Genomic DNA, 13,525 nt, shown 5'->3' on the forward strand with positions numbered 1-13,525 from the left:
TCGGGCTTTACCAAGTAGTGATCCGCAAGCCCACGCGAATCTCATGGCGCGACAACGCGCCGTCACGGCCTGCCGTGCCGCCGGCGCCTACAGCCGAATCTGCGGCGGAATAGCCGAACATGTCACCACCCGCGATATGGGAGAAGCGGTAGCCAAGATCGACCTTGATATTCGGCGCAACCTCATAAGCCACACCCGCCATCAAGGCGTAGGTCAGGCGCCAGTCACTGTCACCAGGATAGCGTGCACTGACTGAGGCAGCGCCGCCGCAGCCCGACGTGCCATTGACACAGGAGCCGATGGCGTCGACGCTGCTCCAGGAAACCCGCGTGGCGCCGAGGCCGGCACCGACATAGGGCGTGAAGCCGGCGAGCGTCCCGAGATCGACATAGCCGTTGACCATCAGGCTGCCGGCCCTGAAGGAAGAACGAGCTCTCGTGGAGCATCCCGTGCCACCAGCCGCGCCGGAACAAGGCGAATCGCTCGAAATGCGGCCATTGAAATCACCGCTGAAAAAATCGCCCGTCACATCCGCGCGGAACAGATCGTTGAACTGATAGCCGACACCGAGACCGCCGGAAAAATCCCCGCCGAACCGGGTCGAATCAAAGCTGCTCGAACGGTAATCGCCACCGGCAAGATCATAGGCGCGAGATTTCGTGTCGGTGCGGCTGGCATTTATGGCATAGCCGACATCGCCGCGCACATACCATCCCTTGGCATCCTTGACACTCACCTCCGACATCTTGATTTCCGGCGGTGTCGCATCGGCCGCAAACGCAACACCAGCCGATGCGCCTGCCATCGCCGCGGCCAGCGCCAAAGCGTCAAAACGGATCATTACCCCTCGCCTTCCATCCTCGGGTCGACGCACGCGCGTCGAATCGGCTGGCTTTCCCTCCCTTCGATGTCCCCATAAGTCGGGGTCGAGGCGGGAGGACCGCCATTCTCATTTCATTAACCATAAGGAATTCATGGTTAATGAAGCTTTAAGGCGACGGAGAATTGCTTAACGGGATAGAGGAAAAACAAAAGCCGCCCGGCGAGAAACCGGACGGCTTTTCAATAACTTGAATGGATATTGCTTACTTGTAAACCGGTGCCTGGACCGGGATATCGGCCGGCGGCATGTAGCTTGCCGTCTGGCAGCCTCCGAACGTATAGCGGGCACCGATGCGGGCTTCGTGCAGGTTCAGGCCCTTGTCGTAACCGGGACCGCCATTCTCGTTGTAACCGAACATGTCGCCGCCCTGAACGTGGCGATAACGATAACCGACATCCGCCTTGAGGTTGCAGGTCAGATCGATGGAGGTACCGGCCATCAGCGCATAGGTAAAGCGCCAGCTGCCGCGGCCGTTATGCGAGACCGTTCCGTCGCAGGAATCCGGGTTGGCGTCGGAGCAGGACGTGTTCTTCAGATTGCTCCACTTGACGTAAGTGCCGCCGAGACCGCCGCCGACATAGGGAGTGAAGATGCCGTAGGTGCCGAGATCGACATAAGCGTTGGCAAGCAAGCTATAGGCCGTCAGGGAGGCAAGATCGCGCGAGGTTGCCGCAGTCGGAGTAAAGCCCGGGCCGCAGGCACCGCAATCGCCCTTCGTGGAGCCCTTGAAATCGGACTTGAAGAGATAGTCGAGCGTCAAGTCCGTGCGAAGGTAGTTGTTGATCTGGTAACCGACACCGCCACCGAGCGTGACATTGCCATCCAGCTTGGCGCGATCGAAATCGACTAGGCTGGCATTGGAGCCCTGGAAGTAGTTCGCGCCGCGCAGGTTCGTGAAGGCATAGCCGACATCGCCACGCAGATACCAGCCGCTGGATTGAGCGACCGTCACTTCCGGCGCCGGCTGTACCGGTTCGGGCGTATAAAGATCAGCAGAAAAGGCCGACGTGCCGACAAGCAAAGTGGCAAGTGCCCCAATCAGGGTTTTCATCATGGCTTTGGCTCCAAATTTCTTGCCCTTGGCACAGCAAAAGCTTGCCAATTGAAATGACATGACGGGAATAATGATGAAAAGGAGTTAAAACCTGATTAACTACGAATATTTACCGTGTTTATTTAGGAATTATACTTTGCTTCATATATTAGAGAAAATTGATACTTGAATGAAGAGAACGAGATAAGAAGCGGCGCCCACCTCCTTTTTTAACTCAGGCACCGGATCTGCGGATGAACCCAGAGGCGGCAGTTCCTAAACCGTTTGGCAAGAATCGAACCATTACAGTGCTGTCGCCGGGGAGATAACTCAGGAGGGAGTCATTGACTTACCATCGCATAATATCGGCCGGCCTGGGCCTTGCTCTGATCTTTCTGAGCTCTGCCGTCCTGGCAGGCGCGATGCCGGTAAAGCCGGTAACCGCCACAGCCACCGCATGGAACAAGGGGCGTGAAACCGGCTTGCCGATCCCACGCTATGTTTCCCTCCGCGCCCAAAAGGCGCGCATGCGCGTCGGCCCGTCGACGATCTATGCCACGAAATGGATCTATATGAAGCCGGGTCTTCCCCTGGAGATCATCGACGAATACGGCCATTGGCGGCAGGTTCGTGACGATACGGGCGTTACCGGCTGGATGCACAGCGCCCTGCTTTCGGGAGCGCGTACGGCCCTGATCGCCCCCTGGCTGGCGAAGAATGCCACGCTGCGCGCCGATCCGAATCCCGCCGCCACGACTATCGCTGAGCTGCAGCCCCGCGTGCTGGTTTCACTGCAATCCTGCACCGGAACGTGGTGCCGCATCTCCGTCCGCGACCACCCCATCAGGGGTTATATCCGGCAGGACAAGCTCTGGGGCGCTTATCCCGGAGAAATGTTCCGGTAGAACTGCCGTCATTCCGAAACCGAAAGTCATGACCTCCACCAGAGGTGGAGGTTTGAAACGCTGCGCTTGAACCGCTAGAAGCGGTATTGTTAGCGCCTAGTAGCTACGATTGAAGAGGTCGGCAAAGTCGGAAGCTTTGTCGGCCTTTTCCTGATTACGGATATATTGTCTGACGACCTGCTCGTTGTAGCCCGTCGTCGAGACGAAATACCCGCGCGCCCAAAAGTGATACCCTTTGTAGCGGCGCTTGCGCGCATATTTGTTGGCAACGTAAAGGGCCGTCTTGCCCTTCAAGAAGCCGACAATATGCGCAACCGAATATTTCGGCGGGATCGATATCAACATATGCACGTGGTCGGGCATCAAATGACCCTCCTCAATCTGGCAGCCTTTCTGCTGTGCCAGCCGACGTAAGAGCTCCCCCAACTCACGCCGCACGTCCCCGTAAAGTCTTTTCGTTCGGTATTTGCTGCCAAAAACAATGTGATACTTGCAGTCCCACGTCGCATGCGAGAGCGTTTGTTCATCCATATAACCTCCTTGTTCGAAGTCTGGGCCACGCCAGCGATCCAAGCAGAAGGTCTCTCAACTACCGTGTAGAACTCGTCCAGTCCTCCACCGTAGGTGGAGGTTTATTTAGGGATATAACATAATGGCCGCCCGATAGGACGGCCATGCTATTTTATCCGCAATTACATCTTTTGCCTGCTCAGGCAGCCGAACGCACGCTCGAGATCACGTCGATCAACCCGCCGACGATACGCTCGATCTGGCCGCGATCGTCCCCTTCCGCCATGACGCGTATCAAGGGTTCCGTGCCGGAGGGGCGGATCACCAGCCGGCCGTTGCGGGACAGCTCGCTTTCTGCATCGGCGATCGCCTGGCGCACATGAATATCCTCCAGCGGCTTGCCGCCGGAAATACGGACATTGCGCAGCAGCTGCGGCACCGGCTCGAAACGGCGACAGACTTCGCTGACCGGCTTGCCCGTGCGCTTCACTGCGGCAAGGATCTGCAGTGCAGCCACCAGACCGTCGCCCGTGGTGCCGTAGTCGGAAAGCACGATATGACCCGACTGCTCGCCGCCGACATTGTAATCGTGCTGGCGCATATGCTCGACGACATAGCGGTCGCCGACAGCTGTGCGCGCAAGCGACATGCCGCGATCGTCGAGGAACCGCTCCAGTCCGAGATTGGACATGACGGTTGCGACAATGCCATTGCCGCGCAACGTCTGACTCTCGGCCCAGCTTTCAGCAATGACGGCCATCAGCTGGTCGCCATCGATGATCGTGCCGGTTTCATCGACAATGATGACGCGATCGGCATCGCCATCCAGCGCAATGCCGATATCGGCACGCACTTCGTCCACCTTCTTCTGCAGGGCGACCGGGCTGGTGGAGCCGCAATTCAGATTGATATTCGTGCCATTCGGCTCATTGCCGATGGTCACGACATCGGCGCCAAGCTCCCAAAGGGCGGCCGGGGCAACCTTGTATGCGGCACCATTGGCGCAATCGATTGCGATCCGCAGCCCCTGCAGCGTCACATCGCGCGGCAGCGTACGCTTGGCATGCTCGATATAGCGATCGTGGACACCGTCGATACGCTTGGCGCGGCCAATATTCTCCGATTTGGCCAGATGCTCCGACATGTCCTTGTCGAGCATATCCTCGATCTTCATTTCGAGATCGTCGGAGAGCTTATAGCCATCAGGGCCGAAAAGCTTGATGCCATTGTCCTGATAGGGATTGTGCGAAGCCGAGATCATGACGCCGATATCGGCGCGCAGCGAGCGCGTCAGCATCGCGACTGCCGGCGTCGGGATAGGTCCGAGAACGAAGGCATCGACGCCGGCTGCGGTAAAGCCTGCCACTATGGCATTTTCCAGCATATAGCCGGAAAGGCGCGTATCCTTGCCGATGACGACCCGATGGCGATGGCTGCCTCGATGGAAGATCGTGCCGGCAGCGATACCCACGCGCATGGCAAGATCTGGCGTCATCGGATAGATGTTGGATTGACCGCGAATTCCGTCAGTTCCGAAATAACGGCGTTTCATATGCACTCCTGTCGTTGCCGCGTCCTCGCGAGGAATACGGCGGCATCGATATCGCCGCTTGGAAACCCGCGGCACTGCAAACATCGATGCTTCTGGCTAATGCCATAGATTGTAAAATTCGGCACTTAAATTACCGAGAACGCCTATTACACCGCGTTACCATTAATAAGCACTAAAAAACTGCATCGGATCGTGACGGACATGGTCCGATCCACAGCCTGCCGCGTCTCCGTTATTTCAGACTGATGTGGCAATATGCAAAGGGTCTGCAGCTCGGCCCATTGCCTCCCCCTGGACCTTTCAGCAAAAAGGCCAGCCGCATTTTCATGGGCTGGCCTTTCAATTTCGAGGTTTGAACCTCTCACGCCTTAACGCGGCTGCGGTTCGAAACCGCCTTCGGGCTCGTCACCCTTGGCACCGAGCGAGCCGTCCTTTTTCGCGCCGGTCTTCGGCACGGCCGAGCCACGGCTCGGCGGCGTATCGTCACCGAGATCGCGCGCCGGCTTTTCGCCACGAAGCAGAGCTTTGATTTCGTCGCCACTCAGCGTCTCATATTCGAGCAAGCCCTCGGCGATCGCCACGAAGCCATCGTGATGCTCTGTCAGGATATCCTTGGCCTGCTGATAAGCCTGATCGATCAGGCGGCGGACTTCATTATCGATCGTCTGCGCGGTCGCCTCGGACACGTTCTTCGACTGCGAAACCGAGTGGCCGAGGAATACTTCCTGCTGGTTCTCGCCATAGGCAACCTGACCGAGCTGATCGGAGAAACCCCATTGCGTGACCATGGCACGGGCAAGCTTGGTCGCCTGCTCGATATCCGAGGATGCACCGGAGGTGATGTTTTCCTTGCCGAAAGTCAGTTCTTCAGCAACGCGGCCACCCATCATGATGCAGAGCCGCGACACCATCCACGTATAGCTCATGGAGTAGCGGTCGCCTTCCGGCAACTGCATGACCATGCCGAGCGCACGGCCACGTGGGATGATCGTCGCCTTGTGCAGCGGGTCGGCGACGGCAACCTTGAGTGCCGTGATGGCGTGACCGGCTTCGTGATAGGCGGTGAGCTTCTTTTCCGCCTCGGTCATGGCCGAAGAGCGGCGCTCGGCGCCCATCATGATCTTGTCCTTGGCGTCTTCGAATTCCTGCATGGTGACCAGGCGCTTGTTGCGCCGGGCGGCCATGAGGGCAGCTTCGTTGACGAGGTTCATGAGATCGGCACCGGAGAAGCCGGGCGTGCCGCGAGCGAGCGTCTTCAGATCGACGTTCGGCGCCAGCGGCACGTTGCGGGCATGAACCTTGAGGATGCGTTCACGTCCGACGATATCCGGGTTCGGCACCACGACCTGACGATCGAAGCGGCCCGGACGCAGCAGCGCAGGATCGAGAACGTCGGGACGGTTAGTCGCGGCGATCAGGATGATGCCTTCATTGGCCTCGAAGCCGTCCATCTCGACCAGCAGCTGGTTGAGCGTCTGCTCCCGCTCGTCGTTACCGCCGCCAAGACCGGCGCCACGATGACGGCCGACGGCGTCGATTTCGTCGATGAAGATAATGCAAGGTGCATTCTTCTTGGCCTGCTCGAACATGTCGCGGACACGGCTTGCGCCCACGCCGACGAACATCTCGACGAAGTCAGAGCCGGAGATGGTGAAGAACGGCACATTGGCTTCGCCGGCAATGGCGCGCGCAAGAAGCGTCTTACCAGTACCGGGAGGGCCGACAAGCAGAACGCCGCGCGGGATACGGCCGCCAAGACGCTGAAATTTCTGCGGATCGCGCAGGAATTCAACGATTTCTTCCAGATCCTGCTTGGCTTCATCGACACCAGCGACGTCATCGAAAGTGACGCGACCATGCGCCTCCGTCAAAAGCTTTGCCTTCGATTTGCCGAAGCCCATGGCACCGCGCGAGCCGCCCTGCATCTGACGCATGAAGAACAGCCAGACGCCGAGGATCAGGAGCATCGGCAACAGCGTGCCGAGATAGCTCAGGAAGCTCGAGGAGCCATCCGATTCCGGACGGCCGACGATGTTGACGTTCTTGCTTTGCAGGCGCTCAAGCAGGCTGTCATCCACGACCGGAGCATAGGTCTGGAAGGGCGTGCCGTTTTCGACATAGCTGCCGACGACGCGGTTGCCGGTGACAGTAACGTCACGAACGCGGCCGGAATCAACTTCCCGAAGGAACTGCGAATACGGTATTTCCCTGGAGCCTGTTTGTGCCGGCGCGTTCTGAAACATGCTGAACAGGGCAATCAACAGCAAGGCTATGATTGCCCACAGAGCGAAATTACGAAAATTAGGGTTCATCGAACTCCCCAGCACTGAAACTCCCGCCGTCAAGCGGCGGTATTACTTGATCCCTAACATAGGGTTGCGCCAAGCCCTTGCCAAGGCAAACCGCATCGCCGCATGTTTTTTCCGTCTATAGGGCCGAAATCGGCAGCCGCCTATAGGCTTCACGTCCGAAAGCGACTGAGAGGCTGTTGGCAAATGTGAGATCAAATCGTGTCAAAAAGCGGTCGAAGGGCGCGAGACGGGGTAGAAGCGCGACGCTCGCCGCCTTGTCCCCTCCTTCCGGCACGATCGACGGCATCGCCGCCTGAGCGCGTTTCACCACGCCTCCCGGCAGATTTGCCGGAAAAATCGTCGCATTTCCCGCCCCCGGAGCGCTGACGCGGACTGCCGTCTGGCCGAAATTCTCGATTTCAAAGCGGCCATCCCAGTTGACTTTTTCACCAGGCAGGACCGAAACCGGAGCGATATTGCGGCTCTCCCGCATAAGATAAAGCGCATCGCGCCGCAGATCGAAGATCACGCCTCCCGCCGTACGCCGTCCGAGGTTCGCACCGTTCACAAATTCGAGAACACGCTCCATTTGCGTACGTCCCGGCGGATAGGAACTGCCACCGAAGATGGCGGCAAGATAAGACAGGGTATAGGCAACGACCGCTGCATCAGCGGACAGACCGGGCCGCGCGACGGCGCAGAGCGCACCCGCATGGATTGCGACATGCTCGTCCAGCCACACTGCAGCCCGCTCGGAAAGCGCGGCGCGATCGGCGCCACCATCAGCCGGCATTTCGGCCACCGGCTCCCTTGCAAGCTCCATGCGGGTGCGTACGCGCTCGTATCGCGCATCCTCGTTGCTGGGGTCGTCGAGCCAGGATACATCGCGCGTCTCGAGATAGGTCCTGATTTCAGCCCGCCGGCAAGCGAGAAACGGCCTGACAATCCAGATACGCCGATCGAACAGAACCGCATCGGCGATGCCCGTGCCATAACCGCCCTGCCCCCGCCGCGCGCCGCGCATGGCAATCGTCTCGCGCTGATCGTCCCACGTGTGGGCGGTTACGATCGCATCGGCCGAAATCTCGGCGGCGAGCTCCGCAAGCAGCGCATAACGCGCTTCACGTGCTGCGGCCATGATGCCGGTTCCGGGCTTTTCCCCCTCCCAGCGACGGATAAAATGGGAAATACCGCGCGAGGCGCAGAGTGCCGCGACTTCTCGCGCTTCGTCCGCTGATGCGGCACGCAAGCCATGGTCGATCGTTGCTGCGGTAAGGGTAATATCGTCGTGAGGATGGGATTTCAGCCGCTCGGCAAGGGCAATCAGAAGCCCGGTGGAATCGCTGCCGCCCGAAACGGCGACGAGAATATGAGCAGGCTTCGAGAGAGAATGCAGAAATTCGCTGGTTGCGGCTTCAGGCGTAATGGCTGTGGCATCGCTGGTCACAGCGTCAATGGACATGGCGGTCAGCAGGCAAGCCGCTTCTGTTCGCTGGCAACCTTGCTGGTCACAGCCTTGGAGGCCTTCGGATAACGCTTGGTGACCTCGCGAAGCGTGGCGCAGGCGGTATCCTTGTTGTCGAGAGCGGCCAGGGACATGCCGAGCTTCAGGAGCATTTCGGGCGCCTTTTCCGAAGTGCTATATTTCTGATGAGCATTCAGGAAAGTCTTGGCAGCATCATTGTACTTGCCCTGCGAATAAAGCGCTTCGCCGAGCCAGAAATTCGCATCCGCGGCCCGCGAGCTGCCGGGATAACTGTCGAGATATTGGCGGAATTCCTGTTCGGCGACGCTATAGTCGCCGGACAGGACGTGGCCGTAGGCAGCCTTGTATTGATCGTTCTCGCTGCCGAGCGATGCCGTCTGCGAGCTGGAGCCTGCACTTGGCGGCGTACCCGAACCGTTGTTGGCCCCTGTAATCGAGGAGCCGATCTGGTCGCCGCCCTGGTCGAACTGAATAGAGCCAAGCTCGCTTGGCGGCTTGCCAGAGCCGGCGCCGCGTGCACCTGCGGTGCTGCCATTCTGCGAGTTGCTGATAACGCCGGCAATATCGTCCTGATTGCCGCCGCTCTGCGCGGGGACATCGGCCTCGCTCTTCTTCATGGTGCCGCCCGACGCAGGCGCGCTGCCGCCGCGCTTTTCCAGCTGCTGGAAGCGGAATTCGTTGTCCTCCTGTGCCTTGCGGATCTGCTCCTGCATCTGGAGAAGCTGGTAGCTCATCTCCTCGACGCGGCCGTTCAGCTGGCGCATCTGGTCTTCGAGCTGCTGAAGGCGCATTTCGGCATCGCTGTTTTGGACGTTGATGACAGGTGCCTGGCCGTATTGCGCTTGTCTTTGATTTGCGTTGCCGGGAGCCACCTGCGCGGAGGCATCGCGGCCTCCGAGATGCATTCCAAACAACGACAAGGCAGAAGCATCGCGCTCGCTACCCACGATGGCAGCGAGACAAAGCATGCTCGCCACGACAAGTTTTCTCATATGGATCGTCCTGTCCTATTGATTCTTCGGGCCGGAGGGCTCGAACAGGAGATTTTTACAATTGCTCTCAAAAAGCAACGGAGTTCGGCCAAAGTGTGGTCAAAAAAGTAAAGGCGGCACTAGGCCGCCTTTTGCATTTCGATTGGTCTTTGACGATCAGGAGCCGGCGCCGTTGAGCACGGTGACCGCGCGGCGGTTCTGCGACCAGCAGGACTCGTTGTCGCAGGTAGCGACCGGGCGCTCCTTGCCATACGAAATCGTCTTCATGCGGTTCGCCGGGACACCACGCGAAGCGAGATAGCTTTTCGCGGCGGCAGCGCGGCGCGCGCCGAGAGCAAGGTTGTACTCGCGGGTGCCGGTCTCGTCAGCATGGCCTTCAACCGTGATGGAATAGTTCGGATAGCGGGCGAGCCACTGAGCCTGACGATCGAGCGTCTGTGCTGCTTCGGAGCTGATGGAGGAGCTGTCGACAACGAAGAAGATGCGGTCGCCGACATTGACCGTGAAGTCCTGCGGCGAGCCCGGAGTGGCATTGCCGGCACCGTTCAGGCCAAGACCGTTGGCATCGTTCGGCAGACCCTTCTTGGAAGCGCAGCCGGCCAGAGAAAGGCCAACGAAAAGCGCGATCATGATCGGGTTGCGGGCGAGGTTCTGCATATGGCCAACGGCCTGGGTTGCGGTGCGGCTCATGGCCGGTCTCTCCTTAAGTCTCTATCAGGGTTGCCAGACTGTAACCGGGTTCGGTTAATCGGATTCCAACAAGTATGGTTAATGATGTCCTAAAATTGTCGCCAAACGGTCCACTCACAGGACTTTGCGGCGATAACGTGGCGGCCCTTCCCGCTACTCGAGCAGCGGCGACCATGCCGGGTCGGAAGCGAAGCCAGGGGTCGGGATCTTCTGCTCGTTATAACCGGTCAGATCGATCGAATAAATTTGCGGTCCGCTCGCACCCGACGGCGCGCGGAAGAACATGATGACGCGGCCGTTCGGCGCCCAGGTCGGTCCTTCGCTGTAGGAGCCGGAGGTCAGGATTCGCTCGCCGGAACCGTCCGGCTTCATGACGCCGATGGAAAAGTTGCCGCCGGCCCGTTTGGTGAAGGCGATCAGATCGCCGCGCGGCGACCAGACCGGCGTGGAGTAGGAGCCATTACCGAAGGAGATGCGGCGCTGGTTGGAGCCGTCGGCATTCATGACATAGATCTGCGGCTGTCCACCGCGGTCACTTTCGAAGGCAACCTGCGTGCCATCGGGCGAATAGGATGGCGAGGTATCGATCGCGGCCGTAGACGTCAGACGGGTCGTGGTGCGCGAGCGCAGATCCATCGTGTAGATATTGGCATTGCCTTCCTGCTGAAGGCTCATGATGACGCGCTGCCCGTCCGGCGAGAAGCGCGGTGAGAAGGTCATGCCCGGAAAGTTGCCAACCAGTTCGCGCTGGCCCGTCTGCAGCTGCAGCAGATAGACGCGCGGCTGTTGGTTGGCGAAGGACATGTAGGTCACTTCCTGGCGATTAGGCGAGAAGCGTGGCGTCAGTACCAGGTCGCTGCCGTCGGTCAGCATGCGCGCGTTGGCGCCGTCCTGGTCCATGATGCCGAGCTGCGTCTTGCGGGCTGTCTTCGGGCCGCTTTCGGCGACGAAAACGACGCGGGTATCGAAATAGCCCTTTTCGCCAGTGATCTTCTGATAGATCGCATCGGCGATGATGTGCGCGACACGCCGCCAGTTATCCGGCTGGGCAAAGAACTGCTGACCGATCATCTGGCTGTTGCCGAACGTATCCCAGAGGCGGAATTCGGCACGAAGGCGGCCGCCTTCCTGCGTCACGCGGCCGGTCACCAGGGCCTGCGCATTGATCGAGGTCCAGTCCTGGAAGCGCGGGGTCGAATCCGGATTGGTGATCTTCTCGATGAAGGCCTGCTTGTTGATCGGAGCGAACAGTCCGGAGCGCTGCAGATCGGCGGCGATGACGCTCGAGATCTGCGGGCCGAGCGTATCATTCGACAGAAGGTCGGTGATAGCGATCGGCATGGGCTGGACGTTGCCCTTATTGATATTGAGCTCGACCACGGCATAGGCCGGAGTGGATGCCACAGCCATCAGGCCTGCTAGCACCACCAGGAGGCGGACGAAGGATTTTCTGATCATATGTGCCAAGCCTTTCAGCATTAATTCGTCACAGAGCCGGTGCGAAGTTAAGGCTAACTTCTTTCCAGGTGTCATATTGATCTATTGGCAGGTTCTTGAACGGGGCAGCCCGAAGCACAGCTCGCATTGCGGCTGCCGCCATGGCTTGCTGCGTCGCCTTGGGGCCACCGGTCACGGTAACCTTCGGCTCGGCCACAATCTCTCCGCTTCGGTTGAGCTTGAGATGCACCCGGACGCGGACATACTTCGATCCCGCTAGGCCGCGAGGGAAATTCCAGTTTTTCGCGACATCCTCGCGCAGGCTGTTCGTAGCCGAATTTTCATGCGGTTGCACGGCGGCAGGGGCAGTGGCATGCGACGCGTGCGTCACCTCGGGAGCCGTCAGCATCATCCCCAAGGCCATAAGCAGGCTGAGACCCATGTGCGGACAGTGATTTGTCATAGACTGCAATTCCCGCATCACAGCCCCAAGTCTCTCGGATCGAAGTTGAGCACCAACTCGTTCCAGCCGTCCGCTCCATCATATTTGTCCGGCGGCAACAATCCCCCGGCGTTCACTTCCTTTTGCAGATCGGCACGGCTTTTCAGTACCGCACGCTCGGCGGCACCCCTTAGCGCTTGCTGCGTCGTAGCCGGGCCGCCACTGACGGAAACTTCCGGTGTGCCGACAATCTCGCCTGACTTGTCGAGTCGAACGTGAACCTTGATCGTGACATCGCTTGCCCCTTCCATGCCGGGGACAACATTCCAGTTCTTACCAATAAGATCGCGCAAACCGTCCTTCTGGCTCTGGCTGAGCTTGCCACCGCCGAGCGATTTCATCCCGCCACGTGAAGCAACCTGCGTATCCGCACCGGCGGAAGCTTGCTTGGACGACCGCGCAGCACCGCCCTTCGACGATGTATTGTTCAACATTGCCGAAATTTGATCTTCATTGAAATCGCTCTGGCTCTGCTTAGGTCCCTTGGCGGACTCGCGCTTCTTATCCGCGTCCTTTTTGCCGTCGTCAGCGGACTTTTCCTTACTGATGCTCTGGGTTGCGGTCTTGTCCGTTGGCTTGGCGCTGGCCACTTTGGGGTCCGGCTTCGTCGGGGGCGTGGTCTCTGGCTTCGAATCCAAAGCCTTCGGTGGCGTCGGCTGCGGCTTTACATTGGGCAACGGAACATTGTTCGGCAGCTGGATTTCAGCCTGCTCGGTCGGCTGTGGCGTCGGCGGGGTCGGCGGGGTCGGCGTTGCATCGGCCTTCGGCGTCGGCGGAGTGACATCCGGCTTTGGTGTTGGCGTCACATCCGGCTTCTGCTGCGGAATGGCGGCCACTTCCTTCGGCGCGGCCTCCGTTTCCTTCTGCTCGATCGTCTTGACGTCGTTCGGCCTCGGATCGTCCTGCGGGACAGGCGTCTCCACCTTCTTCGGCGCGAGAGCCGCAGTCTCGCTCTCCGGCCGCTGCGTCGGCACGACCGGGTTCTTGATATCGACCTTGTTCTCGCCGACGTTCTGGGCGTTGGCGACCTGATCCTGCTTCGTCGTCTGCTTGCGCGAGACGTGATCCGTCACCGGCGCCTTCTTCTCACCCTGCTGCAGCTGATCCGCCGTCACGATGTCGACATCCATTGCCGTGCTTTCCGGCGTCTCCAACGGCGCCGGCGCACTCAGCGACACCATGGCGCCGATCAGCACCAGGATGTGAATGACAGCAGATGTAGCAAGACTGCGCTTCATGTCGGT

At 59.5% G+C, this 13,525-nt stretch carries 12 protein-coding genes; 1 reads left to right on the forward strand and 11 read right to left on the reverse strand.

What is annotated here, in order from left to right:
* Positions 1-7: 7 nt before the first annotated feature.
* Positions 8-841 carry an outer membrane protein gene (locus tag ACK83U_RS11660; protein WP_112604074.1) on the reverse strand — a complete coding sequence of 278 codons (834 nt, stop codon included), beginning with the start codon at positions 839-841 and terminating at the stop codon, positions 8-10.
* Between the two features lie 244 nt (positions 842-1,085).
* Positions 1,086-1,937 (reverse strand): outer membrane protein, encoded by an 852-nt coding sequence (locus ACK83U_RS11665; protein ID WP_015340974.1) that lies wholly within the window; start codon positions 1,935-1,937, stop codon positions 1,086-1,088.
* A 323-nt stretch (positions 1,938-2,260) separates the two neighbouring features.
* Here ACK83U_RS11665 and ACK83U_RS11670 point away from each other — a divergent pair, with 323 nt between their 5' ends.
* Positions 2,261-2,821 (forward strand): SH3 domain-containing protein, encoded by a 561-nt coding sequence (locus ACK83U_RS11670; RefSeq protein ID WP_112604072.1) that lies wholly within the window; start codon positions 2,261-2,263, stop codon positions 2,819-2,821.
* A gap of 96 nt (positions 2,822-2,917) precedes the next feature.
* Here the strand turns inward: ACK83U_RS11670 and tnpA are convergent, their stop codons facing one another.
* The 9 genes from tnpA to ACK83U_RS11715 all read right to left on the reverse strand — a co-directional run bounded on the left by tnpA (position 2,918) and on the right by ACK83U_RS11715 (position 13,519).
* Entirely contained in the window at positions 2,918-3,352 is a 435-nt protein-coding gene (tnpA, locus tag ACK83U_RS11675; protein WP_412474850.1) for an IS200/IS605 family transposase, read from the reverse strand.
* 178 nt (positions 3,353-3,530) lie between these two features.
* Complete coding sequence (gene glmM / locus ACK83U_RS11680) at positions 3,531-4,883, reverse strand: phosphoglucosamine mutase (protein WP_112335047.1); 1,353 nt, start codon at positions 4,881-4,883, stop codon at positions 3,531-3,533.
* A gap of 368 nt (positions 4,884-5,251) precedes the next feature.
* Positions 5,252-7,195, reverse strand: a complete 1,944-nt coding sequence (ftsH, locus tag ACK83U_RS11685) for an ATP-dependent zinc metalloprotease FtsH (RefSeq protein WP_041677649.1) — start codon at positions 7,193-7,195, stop codon at positions 5,252-5,254.
* A gap of 115 nt (positions 7,196-7,310) precedes the next feature.
* Positions 7,311-8,636 carry a tRNA lysidine(34) synthetase TilS gene (gene tilS, locus ACK83U_RS11690; protein WP_112609480.1) on the reverse strand — a complete coding sequence of 442 codons (1,326 nt, stop codon included), beginning with the start codon at positions 8,634-8,636 and terminating at the stop codon, positions 7,311-7,313.
* Between the two features lie 5 nt (positions 8,637-8,641).
* The gene (gene ybgF, locus ACK83U_RS11695; protein WP_112609482.1) at positions 8,642-9,652 is read right to left on the reverse strand and encodes a tol-pal system protein YbgF; all 1,011 of its coding nucleotides are present in this window, start codon (positions 9,650-9,652) and stop codon (positions 8,642-8,644) included.
* A gap of 156 nt (positions 9,653-9,808) precedes the next feature.
* Positions 9,809-10,342 carry a peptidoglycan-associated lipoprotein Pal gene (pal, locus tag ACK83U_RS11700; protein WP_015340980.1) on the reverse strand — a complete coding sequence of 178 codons (534 nt, stop codon included), beginning with the start codon at positions 10,340-10,342 and terminating at the stop codon, positions 9,809-9,811.
* 153 nt (positions 10,343-10,495) lie between these two features.
* A complete protein-coding gene (gene tolB / locus ACK83U_RS11705) occupies positions 10,496-11,821 on the reverse strand; it encodes a Tol-Pal system beta propeller repeat protein TolB (protein WP_376766881.1) in 1,326 nt (441 codons plus the stop codon).
* Between the two features lie 7 nt (positions 11,822-11,828).
* Positions 11,829-12,242 (reverse strand): hypothetical protein, encoded by a 414-nt coding sequence (locus ACK83U_RS11710; protein ID WP_162708068.1) that lies wholly within the window; start codon positions 12,240-12,242, stop codon positions 11,829-11,831.
* A 17-nt stretch (positions 12,243-12,259) separates the two neighbouring features.
* On the reverse strand, positions 12,260-13,519 hold the full coding sequence (locus ACK83U_RS11715) for a hypothetical protein (protein ID WP_112609486.1): 1,260 nt from the start codon (positions 13,517-13,519) through the stop codon (positions 12,260-12,262).
* Between the last annotated feature and the right edge of the window lie 6 nt (positions 13,520-13,525).

It is taken from the genome of Rhizobium sp. WW22, from assembly GCF_047041135.1.
In the GTDB taxonomy this organism is placed as follows: Bacteria; Pseudomonadota; Alphaproteobacteria; order Rhizobiales; family Rhizobiaceae; genus Rhizobium.